The organism is Chryseobacterium sp. Y16C (assembly GCF_022488405.1).
Lineage (GTDB): Bacteria > Bacteroidota > Bacteroidia > Flavobacteriales > Weeksellaceae > Chryseobacterium > Chryseobacterium geocarposphaerae.
This window is the reverse complement of sequence record NZ_CP092711.1, coordinates 1,499,570-1,517,605: the sequence shown is the minus strand read 5'-3', so window position 1 is coordinate 1,517,605 and position 18,036 is coordinate 1,499,570. Positions and strand designations below refer to the sequence as shown.

The window sequence follows — 18,036 nt, the reverse complement described above, 5'->3', positions numbered from 1 at the left end:
AATTTTGGACACTTATAAAAATTATGTGGCACTATTGATATGTAATAGTGTCACATAATTTTTATCTGGTCTCTCAAATAGTATTTTAATCATAAAAGGCGGAAGAATATATAACGGAAAAACTAAAATTAGGATTTAGAGTTTCAGTCTGGAATAGGCGACAATAAGCAATGTTTGCATTAAAATACTTAACTTGCTTTCTTGTTTGTCTATTTATTTAATTTCATAATAAACTGCTAAGCAAAACAGATTAAGAAAATAATGCAAAATATACTGGGAATTGACATTGGAGGTTCACATATCACGATTGCTCAGGTGCAGCCTGAAAAACGTGAAATTATTGCTTCAACTTATATCAGGGAACATGTTGATTCTTTTGAATGCAGGGAAGTTATATTTTCCAAATGGGTTTCCGCAATAGAAAGAGGAGCTAAAGGTCTCACAAAAGAAGGGCTTTTGATAGGTATCGCAATGCCCGGACCTTTTGATTATGAAAAAGGGATTTCTCTTATACGGCAAGGGAAATATATTGATATTTACAGGATTAATATTAAAGAAGAATTGGCTAAAAGATTATCCATTTCTGAAGATCAGTTCCATTTTGTGAATGATGCTGCAGCCTTTTTGAAGGGTGAAGTATTAGGAGGCTGTGCCAAGGATTATAAAAGAGTTTTTAGTGTAACTTTGGGGACGGGATTTGGAACCACTTTTTATGACGGGAATAAAGCAACTGATGAAGCCTTATGGAATTTTCAGCTAAAAGATTCCATCTGCGAAGACTATTTGGCAACACGATGGTTTATCAACCGTTATACAGCATTAACAGGTGAGCAAATCTCAGGAACCAAAGATTTATTGGAAAAACCAAAAGAAATACAATCCAGAATGTTTGATGAATATGCAGACTCTCTTGCAGAGTTTGTCATAAAATATGTTAGGTTCTATGATCCTGATGTTTTGGTTATAGGAGGGAATATAGCGAAAACATACCCTTATTTTGAAGAAAAATTTAATAAGAATTTAGTGAAAAATAATATCAGTATGCCTGTTAAAATTTCTGCTATTTTTGAAGATGCTGCTATTTTGGGTGCAGCCAGTTACGTCTTGAAGAAAATACAAAGAATTAATAAAAATATATAATGAAGCCTCTATTTTCAACTTTCTTTATTGTATTCAGTATTTGGGTGTTTGGTCAGGAGGTTTCTCCTGTTGATTATGTAAATCCTTTGATGGGAACGCAGTCCAAACCATCTTTATCCAACGGAAATACTTATCCGGCAATAGGACTTCCCTGGGGAATGAATATCTGGACACCGCAAACGGGTAAAATGGGTGACGGATGGTCTTATACTTATGATGCAGACAAAATAAGAGGCTTTAAACAAACACATCAGCCATCTCCCTGGATGAATGATTATGGGGCTTTTGCCATGATGCCAGGAGTGGGAAAATTGAAATTTAAAGAAGAAGATAGAGCGAGCTGGTTCAGTCATAAAGCAGAAGTAGCAACACCTTATTTTTATAGTGTTTATCTGGCAGACATCAATGTGACTACAGAATTCACGCCTACAGAAAGAGCTGCTTACTTTAAATTTGATTTCCCTAAAACGGACAGCGCGTACGTTGTAATCGACGCTCTCAATAAAGGTTCTTACATAAAGATTCTTCCCAAAGAAAAAAAAATTATAGGCTATACCACCAAATATTCCAGAGGTAAATATGAAAACTTCAAAAACTATTTTGTTGTTCAGTTTGATAAAGATTTTGATGTAACAAGAGGCTGGAAGGATGATAAATTTATCAATGACCAACTGGAAATTACAAGTGATCATGCAGGAGCAGTTGTTGGATTTAAGCTTAAAACCAAAGATGTTGTTTATGCAAAAGCAGCCTCTTCATTCATCAGTTTTGAACAGGCAGAATTGAACTTAAACAGAGAAATCGGAAAACGTGGTTTTGAACAGGTAAAAGCAGATGCTAAAAATATCTGGAACAAAGCTTTAGGAAGAATTGAGGTGAAAGGAGGGACAGACCAGCAAATGAGGACCTTTTATTCCGCTTTATACAGAACTTTATTCTTTCCGCAAAAGCTTTATGAGATTGACGCTCAAAATAAAATAAAACATTGGAGTCCTTACAATAGCAAAATAGTAGACGGAAGAATGTTTGCCGGAACCGGCTTTTGGGATACTTTCCGTGCTTTATATCCTTTTCTGAATTTAGTCTACCCAAGTATCAACGTTGAAATGCAGGAAGGGCTTGTTAATGCTTATAAAGAAGGAGGACTTTTACCGGAATGGAGCAGTCCCGGATATTCTGATATCATGATTGGAAACAATTCAGCTTCCGTAGTAGCAGATGCTTATATAAAAGGACTTCGCGGTTATGATATCGAAACTCTTTGGCAGGCGGTAAAACATGGAGCCAACAATGAAGGTCCGATCAGTGCAGTGGGACGAAAAGGAGTGGAGTACTACAATTCATTAGGATATGTTCCATATGACGTAAAGATCAATGAAAATGCTGCCAGAACTTTAGAATATGCATACGATGATTTTTCCATTTATCAATTGGGAAAAGCTTTAGGAAAGCCGGAATCTGAAATTGAAATCTATAAAAAAAGAGCATATAACTATAAAAATGTATTTGATGCGGAATCAGGGTTAATGCGGGGGAAAAATAAAGACGGGAATTTTCAGTCACCTTTCAATCCTTTTAAATGGGGGGATGCCTTCACCGAAGGAAACAGCTGGCATTATACATGGTCTGTTTTTCAGGATATTGACGGATTATCAAAATTAATGGGTGGAAAAAAGAAATTTGAAGCCAAACTGGATGAGGTTTTCTCATTACCGCCAATTTTTGACGATAGTTACTATGGAAGCGTCATTCATGAGATCCGTGAGATGCAGATTATGAACATGGGACAATATGCGCACGGTAATCAGCCTATCCAGCATATGATTTATTTATACAATTATGCCGGAGCTCCTTACAAAACACAATATTGGGTGCGACAGGTAATGGATAAATTATATTATGCAACGTCTGATGGATATTGCGGAGATGAAGATAATGGGCAGACTTCCGCATGGTATGTATTTTCAGCATTAGGATTTTATCCGGTAACACCGGCAACGGACCAGTATGTTCTGGGAGCACCATTATTCAGGGAAGCAACAATTCATCTGGAAAATGGTAAGAAAATTGAAATAAAAGCACCTGAAAACAGTGCTAAAAACTTTTATGTAAAATCATTAAACATGAATCTTCAGCCGTACTCCAAAAACTGGTTGAGCCATAAAGAATTGATACAGGGAGCAGTGTTAGAATTCCAAATGAATAACCAGCCCAATAAAGAGAGAGGTTCGCAGGAAAAAGATTTCCCGTATTCCATGTCAAAAGAAAAATAAAATAATAAATAAACAGAAGCAATATTTAAAGAAATAAAAAATGAGTGCAGAAAAACAACAAATATTTGAAAGAGTAGAAAAAATGCTGACATCACAAGGTTTTAACATCGTTACGAAAGATGACACAAGACCTTGGGGCGGTTTTTTTGTAATTGATGAAAACCAGGCTCAGGATTTTGCCAATCAGTATTTTGATAAAATTGATGTAGAAAACCTGCGAATAGGCGGAAAATTGAGCCCTAAAATTCTTTTGGTTGCCCCAAAAACAAGATTAAGCTGGCAATATCACAATAGAAGAGCCGAAATATGGCAGGTGGTGGAAGGAATAGTCGGTGTGAAAAAAAGTAATAACGATGAAGAGGGAAATTTAATAGAATATCATCCTAAAGATCAGATAAAACTTCAACAAGGAGAAAGACATCGCCTGATAGGTTTGGAAGATTGGGGTATTGTTGCTGAAATATGGCTACATACAGATAAAGATAATCATTCAGATGAAGAAGATATAATAAGAGTGCAGGATGATTTCGGACGATAACACCGATCCAGATCTGCATTATCAAAATTTTAGGAGATTACGGTTTAAATATTACTTTTCTAAATTAAAAGTAAATGATATAATAATTTCGCAACTTTGTTCCTATGAAAACTTTCAGCGACCTTACAAATTACAATAAATACCTGAATCTCACAGCTCCTTTGCATCCATTGATGGACAGCAGGGTCTGCAAGCAGGCCATCCCCAATTTTCCGCAGACGAGCGGTGAAATTCAGGTTAATTTGTTCAAAATTTCGCTGAAGAAAAACTTTACCGGAGATATCAATTACGGAAACAATAAATATTATACCGAGAACGGATTGATGCTTTTCAGCGAGCCGGGACAGGTCGTTTCCTGGGATAGTCTGACTTTCTGGGACGGTTACGCATTTGTTTTCCATCCTGATCTCATCAAGCAAAATCCTGTTGCTGCCAAAATCCATCAATATAAATATTTCAGTTATGAGATCAATGATGCGTTGTTTATGACTGCGGAAGAAGAAGAGACTATTACCTGGCTTTTTACAAAAATTCATATGGAATTGGTGGAAAATAAAGCCAATGCCAACATCAATATTATTCTGTCGCTGTTAAATGCCGTGCTTTCTTACGCCGATGTTTTTTATGAAAGACAATTTAAAGACAAAGCAACAAAGACCATTTCAGTTTCTTCAAAATTAAAAAGCTTCCTGCAAAACCATTATAACGATCTCTCAAAACCCGTTTCAAATTTTCCTACCGTCTCGTCTGTTGCCGAAGAACTTAATATGTCTTCCAATTACCTTACAGACCTTATCCGTGCAGAAACCGGGAAAAGTACCATCAGTTTCATTCAGGAATTTGTCATTGAGCAGGCCGAAATATTATTGCTTCAGACCAATATGAATATTAGCGATGTAGCTTACCAATTAGGTTTTACGAACGTTCCTTATTTCTCAAGATTCTTTAAGAAGGTTAAAGGTATTTCTCCTACAGAAGTCAGAAATCAGAGAAAAGGATAAGATATTCCCCGATTTGTGTTAAAAATCCAGCATTTGTGCAATTAATTTTGAACAGACAAAAAAGTTATGTCTTAAGATTTACATCAATTAAAAGTATTATTATGATTTTTACAACACAGAAAATAACAGAAAGCTATTGGAAAGTAGCCATTAATCATCCTCCGGTAAATGTATTTGACCCTGAATTTTCGGTTCAGTTAAGAACATTAATGGATGAATTGGAAGCCAACGAAAATTTAAAAGTGGTGGTTTTTGAAAGCGCCAATCCAGAATTTTATGTCGCTCACGCAGAATTGGTCAATATTTTTGATTTTCCGAAAGGTGAGGGAAAAACCGGACTTTCAAAATCTTGGCCCGATATTGCCAAACGTCTCGAACAGGCTCCGTTTGTAAGCATTGCATCGATCAGAGGAAGAGCGAGAGGGTTGGGAAGCGAATTTATTCAGGCTTTCGATATGCGTTTTGCAAGCAAGGAAAAAGCCGTTTTTGCACAACCGGAGATCGGAATCGGTTCTTTTCCCGGCGGCGGCGGACTGGAACGTCTCCATTTATTGACAGGAAAAGCAAGAGCTTTGGAAATTATCTTAAGTGGTGACGATTATGATGCCCAAACTGCCGCAGATTATGGTTGGATTAACCGTGCATTTCCTGATAATGAACTGGATGTATTCGTAGAAAACTTAGCCAAAAGAATCGACTCATTTGATTTGAAAATCATCAAAAAAATAAAGGCAACGATGAACGAAAGGGTGATTATCCCAAAAAATGAACATATTATGGAAACACAGATAGCCTTCTTCACATCATTAACAGAGCCTGAAGCAAGAACCAGAATTAAAAAACTGTTAGACCAGGGATTACAAACTTATGGCGATGTTGAACTTAATCTTGGAAAATATTTATAATTCAATGAAAGCATTAATTATCAACGGACACATCAAATGGCCGCAAATTGCAGAAGGAAATCTCAATAAAACCATTTTTGAAAAAAGTAAACAGGCTTTCAACGAAAAAGGCTACGAAATTCTGGAAACGGTCATTGATAATGGTTACGAAATTCCACAGGAGATCGAAAAATGGACAAATGCCGATGTTATCCTGTTTCATTTCCCGATCAACTGGTTTGGAATGCCCGCAAAAACAAAAGATTATATCGATAAAGTTCTGATGAGCGGCTACGGAAAAATCTATGCCGGAGATGGCAGGAATAGTGGCGGAAACTACGGAACTGGCGGTCTTCTGAAATCTAAAGGAATCATCGTTAATACCTGGAATGCTCCCGAAGAAACTTTTGGAAATGCAGGTCAGCTGCTTGAAAGTTTTTCGATGGAAGACTTTACCAGACCTTTCACAGCGACACTTCAGTTTGTGGGCGTTCAGCCGTTACCGACGTTTGCTTTTTATGATGTTTTCAAAAATCCGAATATCGAACAGGAACTGGTTTCTTTTGAGGAACATCTTAGAAATCATATATAAATTTATTTAAACTGATTTCAGAATTAACCGCAAAAGTCACAAAAGATCATTACGACAGCGAGTAGAATATTTAAAGCTCTCAAAAGAATAAAAATCGAAGATTTTTTTTAACTATTGTGATCTTTTTCTTTTATAGTTACCAACTTTAAATAAAAGTTTAGCTTATCGTTTGAGACTTTTGTGGTTAAATAAAAAGTTTAAACAGACTTATTAAATAGTCAAAAGCTTCCGTAATTCTGTGCTATTCTTCCGCTGATTTGAGCTACAGGTTTAGCTTTGATGCGAGATAGCTTTGTCTTATCAAAATTAAAAAACAAAACAATTAAAATTTTTAAAAATGGAAAAGACAATTTTTATCACAGGAGCATCAAGAGGATTTGGAAAACTTTGGACAGAAGCATTCCTTAAAAGAGGCGATAAAGTAGCGGCAACATCAAGAAATATTGAGGCTTATAAGGATTTGGCAGAACAATATCCTGACACTTTTCTTCCTATTTCTTTAGATATTACCAACAGAGAAGCGGTTTTTGAAGCGGTAAATAAAGCCAAGAATCATTTTGGAAATCTGGATGTTGTTATTAATAATGCCGGCTACGGTGTTTTCGGAGCGGTGGAAGAAGTGGGTGAGAAAGTGACAAAAGATGTTTTTGAAGCCAATGTTTTCGGGACACTTTGGGTTACACAGGCGGCTTTGCCGATTTTCAGAGCACAGGGAAGTGGTCACGTGATTCAGCTATCAAGTGTGTTGGGTGTTTGGAGCTTGCCGACTTTAGGAATTTATAATGCTACGAAATTTGCAGTGGAAGGTTTCAGCGAAGCTTTGGCAACAGAAGTAAAACCATTCGGAATTAATGTAACGATGATTGAGCCTAACGGATATACAACCGATTTCGGTGGAAGTTCAGCCGTTCACGGAGATGCCATTCCGGCTTATGATGCTTTGAAATCAAGCTTGGGAGAAGCTGAAGGATTATTACCGGAAGATTACGGAAAGCCGGAAGCAACAGTTCCTGCGATTTTGAAATTAATTGACAGCGAAAACCCGCCACTTCGTTTATTCTTAGGAAAAGTAGGATTAAGAAAAACAGAAAGAGTATACGCAGAAAAACTTCAGGTCTGGAACGATTGGAAAGAGGTTTCAGAAGCGGCGCATGGATAAATCAGTTACTATACAAAACAGAAGTGCTTGTCATTTCTGTTTTGTAATTTATTAAATTTGATAATTACTAATAACCTTATTGAAATAAATCTTTAAAAACATTTAAATATGGAAAAAATCAATCACTATAAAAGTATCACAGAGCTGCACGAGAAAAGCGGTTTCGAGCCTCCGAAAAATCCTCTTTTGAGTTTGATGACCTGTAAAGAACTGATGACGTACTCTGTCGGGGAAGACCGTTTTACCGGAGATTTTTATATGATTGGTTTAAAGAAAATAAAATCCGGTTACGTGTTGTATGGCAAAACCAAGTACGACCACAACAACGGTTCCGCAGTTTTTATGAAGCCTAGACAGATTATTGAGGTGCAAAATGTACAGTTTGCCGAAAAGGGTTTTGTAATGTTTTTTCACGAAGATTACCTGTCGGGACATCCGCTGAATGAGCAAATCAAAAAATACGGCTATTTTGAATATGAAATCAATGAAGCACTTCATATTTCGCCTTCGGAAGAAGTGATTATGTGGGAATTGTATGAAAAGATCAGAAGAGAATATGAGGAAAATTCTGATGAATTCAGCAGGGAAATTATTCTTTCGCATATCGATTCTATTTTAAAATATTCTGATCGTTTTTACAAAAGACAGTTCATCGATCGCAGTTCCAACGTTTCCGGAACAATGGTTAAAAAATTCCTTACGGTTTTAGATAATTATTTTAAGGAAAATAAACACATTGAAGATGGTTTGCCTACCGTCAATTTTATGGCGAATGAATTAGCTGTTTCACCCCGGTATTTAAGTGATATCCTGAAACAGGAAACCGGAAAAACAGCATTGGAGCACGTTCACATTTACTTAATTAAAGAAGCAAAAAATCTGTTATTGAGCTCAGAAAATAATGTCGCAGGAATTGCCTACGATTTAGGCTTCGAAAGTCCGTCTTACTTTACCCGATTATTCAAAAAAGTGGTGGGGGTAACGCCTGTTCAGTATAAAAAGGAAGCGGTTAAGTAAATTCAGGATGATAATCTGAACTTTTTTACAAACTAACATTGAGCTTTTTTACAAAGTTTACCTTTCGTTTCTCATCTAACTTTGTCCTATAAAATTTTAGAAATGAAAACAGTAAACAAAATTTACATCAATGGCGAGTTTGTAACGCCTCACGGAACAGAAACTTTAGAGTTAATCAATCCGTCTAATAACGAAAAAATAGGAGAGATAATTCTAGCCGACGAAGTTGATACCAGAAACGCCATCGCAGCAGCGAAGGAAGCTTTCAAAACCTTCTCAAAGTCTACAGTGGATGAGCGAATTTCTTATCTCGAAAAACTTAAAGAAGCGGTAGAGAAAAGAAATCAGGAACTCATTGACATAATGATCGAAGAATACGGAGGAAGCAAACAGTTTGTCATTTTAAGCAGTAATAACACCAACAGCTGGTTCGATTCAATGATAGATTCTATCCGAGATTTTGAATTTGAACAAACGATTAATTCTTCAAAAGTTCTTTTACAACCGGTGGGTGTTGTGGGAATCATCACCCCGTGGAATGCCAGTAACAGTTCTGTTTGCAGCAAAGTTGCCACAGCGATTGCGGCAGGTTGTACAGTAGTTATCAAGCCAAGTGAAATGAGCGGTTTGCAGACTCAGGTTTTGATGGAAGCCTTTCACGATGCAGGTTTGCCAAAAGGAATTATCAACTTTGTGACAGGTTTGGGAAATGTAGTCGGGACAGAATTAACTATTAATCCTAATGTTTCCAAGATTTCTTTCACAGGTTCGACGGCAGTTGGAAAATTGATTACAAAAACAGCGGTCGATACAATGAAAAGAGTAACTCTGGAGTTGGGAGGAAAATCACCCAATATTATTTTGGATGATGCCAATCTTGAAGAAGTTGTTCCGACAGCGGTTTTCGGAGCGTATATGAACAGCGGACAGGCCTGTATCGCACCGACAAGACTTCTGGTTCCTGAAAATCAGATTGATAAAGTAAATCAAATCGCCAAAGCAACGGCAGAAAAAGTGGTGGTAGGATTGCCTCAAAATGATGACACAAATGTGGGACCGATGGTGAGTGTAAAACAATTTGAAAGAGTTCAGAATTACATAAAAATAGGATTGGAAGAAGGGGCAACTTTATTAGCCGGAGGAGAAGGCAAGCCTGAAGGATTGGAAGCCGGAAACTTTGTAAAACCGACCATTTTTACCAACGTAAGCAATACAATGAGAATTGCTCAGGAAGAGATTTTTGGCCCTGTGTTGTCCATTATCCCTTATAAGACGGAAGAGGAAGCGATAGAAATTGCAAACGATACACCTTACGGTTTGGCGGCTTACATCAGTTCATCTGATGTTGAAAAAGCTCAGAAAGTAGCTTCGCAGATTGATGCCGGAAGAGTTTGTATCAACGGTTTCAAGCACGATCCGATGGTTCCTTTTGGCGGTTTCAAACAGTCTGGAATTGGTAGAGAATACGGTGTGTATGGTTTGGAAGCTTATCTTGAACCTAAAGCTGTTCTGCAATAATATTTTGTACATTTGATAAAGCGTTGTTTCAAAAAATGACGCTTTGTTTTTTAGCATTCAATTAAAATGGAAAAATCTGATATTGTCTATTCCTGCTATCACGAGGTAAGCCGGAAAGGTGAAAATTTTGTTCCTCAGCACGTCCTTGCTTTTCAAATTTCGGGACAATTTGTGTTATCTGACGGTCAGGAAAAATACATTGCGAAGGAAGGTGATTTTAATTTAATCCGGAAAAACCAGTTGGTGAAATTTACCAAATGTCCGCCCGAAAACGGAAGTTTTGAAAGTCTGAATATTTATCTGAATCAGGAGGTTTTACAGACTATGGCAAAAGAATATCATTTTTCATCCAACCATTCTGAAACTTCAAAACCTATGGTTTCTATAGAAGTGAATGCTGTGCTTCAAAATTACATCACCTCATTGCAGACCATTCTTGAAAATCCGAAACTGTTGACCAAAGATTTTATTGACCTTAAAATTAAAGAGTTATTATTCATTTTAATCGAGATTCAGCCTGAGCTCAAAAATATTCTCTTCGATTTTTCAGAGCCTTTTAAAATTGATTTGGAATCTTTTATGATTCAAAATTATAAATACAACGTCAATCTCGAACGTTTTGCTTATCTCACAGGAAGAAGCTTAGCAACTTTCAAACGCGATTTTGAGAAGATTTTTCACTCTTCACCGCACAAATGGATTTTGCAGAAACGGCTGGATGAAGCTTATTTTTTAATGAGAGAAAAACAGCAGTCGCCTTCGGAAATTTATGTGGATTTAGGCTTTGAAGATCTTTCTCATTTTTCTTATGCCTTTAAAAAGCAGTTTGGATTTAGCCCGAAAAATATTCTTGAAAAACAAACTGCTTCACTATAATTCGTTTTTCATATTGTAATTCTGTGCTATTCTTCCGCTGAAATGAGCTACACTTTAGGCTTAAAGCAGATTTAACTTTGTATCAACAAAATGAAACAATTTTAAATCATAAAAAAATGAAAACAATTTCAGTACCCGAAAAGGAACAGCTAAGTTTTGGCACGCAGAGCATTTTAGAATCTGTAGAGAAAAAAATGGGGAAAATTCCTAATCTGTATGCAACCATCGGTTATTCTTCATCCGCTTTAAAATCAATGTTGGAAACCGAATCGTCTCTGGCTCACGATTCATCGTTTACCGCAAAAGAAAGAGAAGCTATCAATCTAATCGTTTCACAAGTCAACGAATGTGATTACTGTTTGGCGGCGCATACGACTTTAGCGAAAATGAGAGGCTTTACAGAAGAAGATACGCTGGAAATCAGAAAAGGAAATTTTTCAGAGGGTAAATTAGACGTTGCGATTAAGTTGGCTCACTCCATTGCAAACAATAAAGGCAATGCAGGAAACGGAGCTTTAGAAAATTTTTTCAACGCAGGATACGATGAGAAAGCTTTGATTGAACTGACTGCTTTGGTGGCGTTGAGAAGCTTTACCAATTATGTGTTTGCCAATACTCAGATTCCTATTGATTTTCCTTTGGCACAGGCTGTTTAAAAAGTGTTTTAATAATAAGTATTTAGTTTTAAATGGGAGCCTTCCGGATGTATTTTCGGAAGGCTTTTTATAAATATGAGCTTCATTAAAATTAATGATTAAAGAAAAGTCACAAACTCCTCAAATGGTTTGCGTACTTTTTTCTGATTAAGATTCCAGTCATTTTTTGTGTCTCTGTAGCCTAAAGCCAACAGCATTGAACTTCGTAAACCTTTGGATGAAAGTTGCAAAAATTCATCAAGTCCAAACGGGTCAAAGCCTTCCATTGGTGTCGAATCTATTCCTTCGGAAGCCGCCGCAATAATAGCCAAACCCAGCGCGATGTTCGCCTGTTTTGCTGCGTGATGAAAGTTTTCTTCGATGCTCATATTTCCGAAAAATTGTTTTGAAAATGCTCTTTGTTTATCATAATGAGCAGAATCTACACTGCGTTTTTCTGTAATATAATCGAATACGTTATCAATTCTTTCTTTGGAATATTCGTCCCAAACAGCGAAAACTAAAAGATGCGATGACTCTACTATTTGAGGCTGATTCATTGCTATCGGTAATATTTTCTTTTTAATTTCGGGATCACTGATAACGATGATTTCGTAAGGCTGTAATCCAATTCCTGAAGGTGCTAAATGAGCCGCTTCCAATATGTTATTGATTTTTTCTGAAGAGATTTTCTCTCCCGTCATTTTTTTTGTGGCGTATCTCCAGTTCAGTAATTCTATGATATTTTTCATTTGATTTGATTTTAACATCAAGGCAAATGATGAGGTATCACTTGCCTTGATAATTTTAAAGTATTTAGAAGATGCCCAATTGACTTAAAAGTATCGTTGCAGCCGTGTAACAATGAAATGATTTTATTTTTCCATTCTCGATTTTGAAAACATCACAACAAGGGGTCTGTATGGTTTTATTTGTCACAGGAATAGTTCCGGAAGGTAACTCAAGCGGGCCTTTATGAGTTCCGTTTAAAGATAATTCTACTACTACTGTGTTCTCATTTTCCAATACGTAAAGATCATACAATTCCCTGTGCATATCCAGAAAAGCTGTTGCATAAATATCCACCGTTTTCCCGATGTCTTGTCCATAATACTTTGTTCCCGCAGATACGTTCCAGAAATAGCCGTCTTCTGCAAAAAGATCTACAAAACCTTGTGTATCCTGTTCTTCTGCGATTCTGTACAATTCACGGATTAATGTTTCGTTGGCTGAATTTTGATTGATTACTGATGCTTTCATAATATTTATTTTAAATGTTAAAGATTAAGTTTGATTAATTTTTTCAAAAGTTCTTTTTGTCATTCTGAATGGAATTTTGCGTAGCATTATGGAATGAAGAATCTTTTAATAATTTGAGATTTTTCGACTTCACTTCGTTTCGCTCAAAATGACAGTCTGTAAAGTTGAAATTAAAAATTTAAGAGGATTTAATTTTTGTTATCTACAAAAACATATAGTTTCACAGCTTTTCCGTTTTCAAAAACGAATAAATCCATTCCAGTAACAGCGTCAGGTTTTTCAGGAGTTCCGTTTTGCCAGTAGAGTCTTGCAATGTTGTGATTAACGTCTATTGCTTTGATATGGGAAAACTTAGAATTTGGACTTTTCTGCTGCAATCCATCCACAAAACCATTGATTTCTTTGTGACCTACTGCGATAAAGTGACTGTCGACCATTTCAATATCATCTGCGTAAATTTTTGACATTAATGCTTCTCGTTTTTTAAGGTCTCTCTCGTTCCAGATTGCTAAATGTCCCTCTACTAAAGATTTAATTTCTGCCTCAGAAACCGGTTTGGCATCTGATTTTTTGATTTGAGTTTTTACTGCATCTTTCGGTGACCATAAAATTGTTGCCGGATTTTTTTTCTCATAGCCTTTTCCATTCGGGTAAGAAACTAGTTCCATTTTAGAGCCCCACGGTGTTACGAAATACACCCAAGTTTCACCTTCTGTATCTCCTGAAGGCATCAAAAAAGGATCTCCTAAAAATTGTACACCTTTGCTTTTAAGATACGCTACACTTTTGCTGATGTCATTGGTGTAAAAAGCAATATGACTTGCTCCGATGTCGTCTCCTCCCGGTTGTTGAGAATTGCCTTTGTTGTCTTAATATTCGAACAATTCGATGTTGGCTCCTGTACCTGCTTTTACCATTTTGATCGTTACCGGGCCGGTTTGGGCATTCATATGATTACTCTTTTTCCAGGCATTATCCAACGGAATCGGACCTAAAGTGGTTACTGCTGAAAATCCTAAAACGTCTGTGAAGAAATTTACCGCCTGTTTCATATCCGGAACGTTGATTCCCACGTGGTCGACTCCAAGAATTCCTGTTTTTTCCTGTGCTGAAGTGTTTGAAACTGCTGTTGATAATAAAAGGGCACTTGCTACTGCTGTTGCGTTGGCTTTAATTTGTTTTTTTAAATTACTCATTGTGATCATTTTTTATTGTTATTGTATGAAGCAAATGTCTAACATTCGGAAGCCTTCTTTCATTGACAAAAGCTTGAAAAAAAAGCAAACAAATGTCAATGAAATGGAAGATTTCGAGTACCAAACTTTCATTATAACCCAGATTGAGCGACGTGTTTGAGCTTTTTTCCAGGTTTAGGCTCGGCGGCAAAGCCGCCGAGCCTAAACCTGGAAAAAAGTGAGTAGCGAAAGCGGGAAATAGCTCCAAATAAAAAAGGCTGGAACGAAATATTCCAACCTTACCAGTTATGATTTAAAAAACTTTAGTTATTCGCTGTATTTTGCCAACCATTTTGCTTTCAATTCGGCTCTTGCATTGATGAATTCCAAATCTGTTCCCTGTGCAACAGCATCCAACGGAAAACGTAACGGACGAGAACCTTCTTTCATTTGAATTAGTTCCAGAATTCCGTCTGCAATGGTTTGTGGATTCATATTGAATTCCTTCATCTTACCGAATAATGCCGCACCAATGGCGTTGAACTGTTCTGTCGCAACAGGGTCATAAAGTGTAGCAATTTCAGGTTTATCGGCATTAACTCCAGCTTTTTCGCCTGTATTCATTTCTGTAGGATAAACTCCGGGCTGAATGGAAACGTTGTCGATATTGAATTGTTTCAATTCGTCCTGCAAGCCTTCTGTAATGCTTTCAACGCCGAATTTCGATGCAAAATAGGGAATCATAAAAGGTGAGGTATGAGCGCTTGCTCCGGAAGTAATGTTGATAATCAAACCACTTTTATGTTCTCTCATAGAAGGCAGTACAGCTTGATAAGTTCGGATAACGCCATAGAAATTTACTTCAAACATTTGACGGATTCTGTCCAGACTATAAGCTTCCAATAATCCGAAACCTGAAACGGCTGCATTATTGACCAACACATCAATTTTACCATATTTTTGAATTACTTTTTCGAAAGCATTGGTGACAGAAGCATCGTCGGTTACATCGATTTCAACGACTTCTAAATTAGGCAGTGCTCCCAATTCTTTAGCTACGGCTTCATTTTTTCCTGAAACGCCGCGCATTCCTGCAATTACGGTGTATCCTGCTTTTGCTAAAGTGATTGCTGTTAATTTTCCAAAGCCTGTGCTTGTTCCTGTGATAAAAACTGTTTTGTTCATTTTGTCTTATTTTTAATTGTTATTTTAATAAGGCAAAGATGTTACAAGATAAGGCCTTTTTCCATTGACAAAAGCTTGAAAAAAAAGCAAACAAATGTCAATGAAAATGAAGTGTTTTTATTTCTTAACCATATTCCTACGCAGTCTGGTAAGGGTTTCTGGAGTGATTCCGATGTAAGATGCAATCATATGTTGAGGAATACGATTGACAATATGAGGATATTTTTCAAGGAAATTCTGATATTTTTCTTCCGCCGTAAAACTGATATTAGCTAAAATTCTACCCTGTGAAACAATAAAGCTTTTCTGGATAATCTGATTGACCATTTGATTCAGTTGAGGGATTTCTGTACAAAGCTTTTCAAAATCCGCTTTATCTATTAAAATCAATTCTGTCGGTTCGATGGCATCAATATTCAAACGAGAAGGTGTTCCATTAATTAAACTTTCCCGGTCGCCTGTCCAGTAATTTTCGGGAGCGAAGTTGATGATGTGTTCTGTTCCGTTTTCAGCAATAGAAAATGTTTTTACCAAACCTCTGCAAATAAATGCGTTATAATGCCAAACTTCTCCTTCCTGACAAAGAAACTGTTTCTTGCGGAGTTTTTTGGTTTTGCAGACAGATTCTATTAATTGTATTTCCGGATCGGAAAGTTCTATTTTGTCGGTAAGGTATTTTAGGAAAATCTCGAACATTTATTAATGGTTATAGAGCAAATTTAATTATTATATCTAAAATTAATCGATTTTAAATTCCAAAACGTATTTCTGTGCTATTTTTCAGCTAAAATGGGCTACCCATTCCGTTGGGTTTGATGATAACTTTGCTTCATTCAATAACACTAAAAAATTAAAACAATGAGTAAAATAGTTTTTATCACAGGAGCATCAAAAGGATTCGGAAAATTATGGGCAGAAGCACTTTTGGAAAGAGGTGACAAAGTAGCGGCAACAGCAAGAAATATTGCTGCACTGCAGAATTTGAAAGATAAATACGGAGACAATATTCTTCCTTTAAAACTGGATGTTAATAACCGTACAGAAGTTTTTGAAGTAACGGCACAGGTAGAAAAACATTTCGGAAGAATTGATGTCTTGATTAATAATGCAGGTTTTGGTTTATTCGGAACGACGGAAGAAACGACGGAACAACAGGCGAGAGAACAGATGGAAACCAACTTTTTCGGTTCACTTTGGGTGGCACAAGCAGTTTTACCTATTATGAGAAAACAGAAAAACGGACACATTGTTCAGATTTCCAGCTTTTTGGGATTAACGACTTTACCGCTTTTAGGATTGTACAACGCATCAAAATTTGCAGTAGAAGGCTTAATTGAAACCATCGGTTCGGAAACAGCACATTTGGGAATCAAAACCACTTTAATTGAACCTAACGGATTTGCAACAGATTGGGCGGGAGCTTCAGCAGTTCAGACTTCTTCGGATATTATAGATTATAATCCGGTGCGTGAAGCATTTGCAGAAACGGGCGATAATCCTGACACTTGGGGAAAACCGGAAGCAACAGTAGAACCTGTTTTAAACCTTATCGACAACCCAAATCCTCCGCAAAGATTATTGTTTGGTAAAATTGCTTATCACGTTGTGAATGAAGTTTACACGAAAAGATTAAATGATATTCAAAACTGGAAAGAAGTAAGTATTGCGGCTCACGGTCATTAATTTAAAAGTTTTTTGTCATTCTGAAAGGAGCGAAGCGGATTGAAGAATCTCTATTATTCAATTAAAGTATCTTTCAAATTATGTGGAGATTCTTCCTTCGTCAGAATGACAACTTGTTGAAATTTAATCTCAAAAGAAATTACTTAGTAAAAAGCTACAACGTTTTTTCGTGCTAATGTTCCGCTGATTTGTGAAATTAATTTCAACCCAATATTCTCAACTTTGAATCATTAAATAACAAACAAAATCTTAATATTTATGAAAACGATAGCCTTAAACGCAGAAACACAATTTGCAGAAATCAACAATAACAAAATTGCTTACAGACAATTCGGAACCGGGGCTCCCTTGTTCTTTGTGAACAGATTCAGAGGAATTATAGATACTTGGGACCCATTGTTTTTAGATTCTTTGGCAGAAAAAAATACCGTCATTCTTTTTGATTATCCGGGCATCGGAAGTTCAGAAGGAGAGCTGCCTTTGGATGTTATAGAAGTGGCAAATACAGTTCCGGCTTTGGCAGACCATTTGGGAATCGATAAGTTTAATGTGTTGGGTTGGTCTTATGGCGGATTGGTGGCGCAGGCTGTTACTTTTCAGAATCAGGAAAGAGTATTAAAAACTGTTTTAATCGGAACCAATCCTCCGGGAGAAAATGCAATCCCAATTGAGCAGGTGTTTTTTGACCACGCTTTAAAACCAATTAACGATTTGGAAGATGAATATTATCTGTTCTTTGAGCCGGCTTCAGAACAAAGCAGAAAGGCAGCCCAGGAATCTCACGACAGAATAGCGCAGAGATTAGAGCGTTCGTTAATTCCTTCTACAATGGAAGTTTTCCAGAGATATATTGCAGGTTCAGGAACAATGAAAGAAGATAAACTGAACTTCAGAGAAGGCTATAAAACCCTGAAATCTCCCGTTTTGGTTATTTCCGGGGACCACGACATCAGCTTTGCAACAGAAAACTGGTTTCCGCTGTTGAGAAATGCACCTACAATGCAGCATATTATTTTAAATGATGCGGGACACGGTCCTCAACATCAATATCCGGAGCTTACGGCAGGATATATCAACCTTTTTTTAGGATAGTATAATTT

General features: G+C 36.8%; 19 protein-coding genes. 13 read left to right on the top strand and 6 right to left on the bottom strand.

All coding sequences use genetic code 11. The annotated features are described in order from the left end of the window. Window positions 1-261 precede the first annotated feature (261 nt). The 11 genes from MKS83_RS06675 to MKS83_RS06625 all read left to right on the top strand — a co-directional run bounded on the left by MKS83_RS06675 (window position 262) and on the right by MKS83_RS06625 (window position 11,654). Window positions 262-1,140: an ROK family protein gene (locus MKS83_RS06675; protein ID WP_240582495.1), complete on the top strand. Its 879-nt coding sequence runs from the start codon at window positions 262-264 to the stop codon at window positions 1,138-1,140. Then, window positions 1,140-3,413, top strand: a complete 2,274-nt coding sequence (locus MKS83_RS06670) for a GH92 family glycosyl hydrolase (RefSeq protein WP_240582494.1) — start codon at window positions 1,140-1,142, stop codon at window positions 3,411-3,413. The genes MKS83_RS06675 and MKS83_RS06670 overlap by 1 nt, the downstream gene beginning before the upstream one ends. 40 nt (window positions 3,414-3,453) lie before the next feature. Continuing rightward, entirely contained in the window at window positions 3,454-3,951 is a 498-nt protein-coding gene (locus MKS83_RS06665; RefSeq protein WP_240582493.1) for a phosphoheptose isomerase, read from the top strand. 104 nt (window positions 3,952-4,055) lie between these two features. Next, the gene (locus MKS83_RS06660; RefSeq protein ID WP_240582492.1) at window positions 4,056-4,952 is read left to right on the top strand and encodes a helix-turn-helix domain-containing protein; all 897 of its coding nucleotides are present in this window, start codon (window positions 4,056-4,058) and stop codon (window positions 4,950-4,952) included. Window positions 4,953-5,053: 101 nt separating this feature from the next. After that, window positions 5,054-5,857 (top strand): enoyl-CoA hydratase/isomerase family protein, encoded by an 804-nt coding sequence (locus tag MKS83_RS06655; RefSeq protein ID WP_240582491.1) that lies wholly within the window; start codon window positions 5,054-5,056, stop codon window positions 5,855-5,857. 4 nt (window positions 5,858-5,861) lie between these two features. Continuing rightward, window positions 5,862-6,428 (top strand): NAD(P)H-dependent oxidoreductase, encoded by a 567-nt coding sequence (locus MKS83_RS06650; protein WP_240582490.1) that lies wholly within the window; start codon window positions 5,862-5,864, stop codon window positions 6,426-6,428. 337 nt (window positions 6,429-6,765) lie between these two features. Further along, the gene (locus MKS83_RS06645) at window positions 6,766-7,587 is read left to right on the top strand and encodes an SDR family NAD(P)-dependent oxidoreductase (RefSeq protein WP_240582489.1); all 822 of its coding nucleotides are present in this window, start codon (window positions 6,766-6,768) and stop codon (window positions 7,585-7,587) included. 108 nt (window positions 7,588-7,695) lie between these two features. Then, window positions 7,696-8,604: a helix-turn-helix domain-containing protein gene (locus MKS83_RS06640; protein WP_240582488.1), complete on the top strand. Its 909-nt coding sequence runs from the start codon at window positions 7,696-7,698 to the stop codon at window positions 8,602-8,604. A 102-nt stretch (window positions 8,605-8,706) separates the two neighbouring features. Then, window positions 8,707-10,122, top strand: coding sequence for an aldehyde dehydrogenase family protein (locus MKS83_RS06635; protein ID WP_240582487.1), 1,416 nt, complete (start codon window positions 8,707-8,709; stop codon window positions 10,120-10,122). 66 nt (window positions 10,123-10,188) lie between these two features. Next, entirely contained in the window at window positions 10,189-10,998 is an 810-nt protein-coding gene (locus MKS83_RS06630; RefSeq protein WP_240582486.1) for a helix-turn-helix domain-containing protein, read from the top strand. Between the two features lie 116 nt (window positions 10,999-11,114). Continuing rightward, window positions 11,115-11,654 (top strand): carboxymuconolactone decarboxylase family protein, encoded by a 540-nt coding sequence (locus MKS83_RS06625; RefSeq protein ID WP_240582485.1) that lies wholly within the window; start codon window positions 11,115-11,117, stop codon window positions 11,652-11,654. Window positions 11,655-11,752: 98 nt separating this feature from the next. On the opposite strand, the gene MKS83_RS06620 is transcribed toward MKS83_RS06625, so the two are convergent. The 6 genes from MKS83_RS06620 to MKS83_RS06595 form a co-directional block, all read right to left on the bottom strand. Further along, window positions 11,753-12,385 carry a nitroreductase family protein gene (locus tag MKS83_RS06620; RefSeq protein ID WP_240582484.1) on the bottom strand — a complete coding sequence of 211 codons (633 nt, stop codon included), beginning with the start codon at window positions 12,383-12,385 and terminating at the stop codon, window positions 11,753-11,755. 64 nt (window positions 12,386-12,449) lie between these two features. After that, window positions 12,450-12,893 (bottom strand): nuclear transport factor 2 family protein, encoded by a 444-nt coding sequence (locus MKS83_RS06615; protein WP_240582483.1) that lies wholly within the window; start codon window positions 12,891-12,893, stop codon window positions 12,450-12,452. 188 nt (window positions 12,894-13,081) lie between these two features. Continuing rightward, window positions 13,082-13,624, bottom strand: coding sequence for a nuclear transport factor 2 family protein (locus MKS83_RS06610; protein ID WP_240582482.1), 543 nt, complete (start codon window positions 13,622-13,624; stop codon window positions 13,082-13,084). A 138-nt stretch (window positions 13,625-13,762) separates the two neighbouring features. Then, a complete protein-coding gene (locus MKS83_RS06605) occupies window positions 13,763-14,089 on the bottom strand; it encodes a VOC family protein (RefSeq protein WP_240582481.1) in 327 nt (108 codons plus the stop codon). 306 nt (window positions 14,090-14,395) lie between these two features. Then, complete coding sequence (locus MKS83_RS06600) at window positions 14,396-15,253, bottom strand: SDR family oxidoreductase (protein WP_240582480.1); 858 nt, start codon at window positions 15,251-15,253, stop codon at window positions 14,396-14,398. A gap of 117 nt (window positions 15,254-15,370) precedes the next feature. Next, complete coding sequence (locus MKS83_RS06595; RefSeq protein ID WP_240582479.1) at window positions 15,371-15,949, bottom strand: Crp/Fnr family transcriptional regulator; 579 nt, start codon at window positions 15,947-15,949, stop codon at window positions 15,371-15,373. A gap of 162 nt (window positions 15,950-16,111) precedes the next feature. Here MKS83_RS06595 and MKS83_RS06590 point away from each other — a divergent pair, with 162 nt between their 5' ends. After that, the gene (locus MKS83_RS06590; RefSeq protein ID WP_240582478.1) at window positions 16,112-16,936 is read left to right on the top strand and encodes an SDR family NAD(P)-dependent oxidoreductase; all 825 of its coding nucleotides are present in this window, start codon (window positions 16,112-16,114) and stop codon (window positions 16,934-16,936) included. Between the two features lie 258 nt (window positions 16,937-17,194). After that, window positions 17,195-18,028 carry an alpha/beta fold hydrolase gene (locus MKS83_RS06585; RefSeq protein ID WP_240582477.1) on the top strand — a complete coding sequence of 278 codons (834 nt, stop codon included), beginning with the start codon at window positions 17,195-17,197 and terminating at the stop codon, window positions 18,026-18,028. Window positions 18,029-18,036 lie beyond the last annotated feature (8 nt).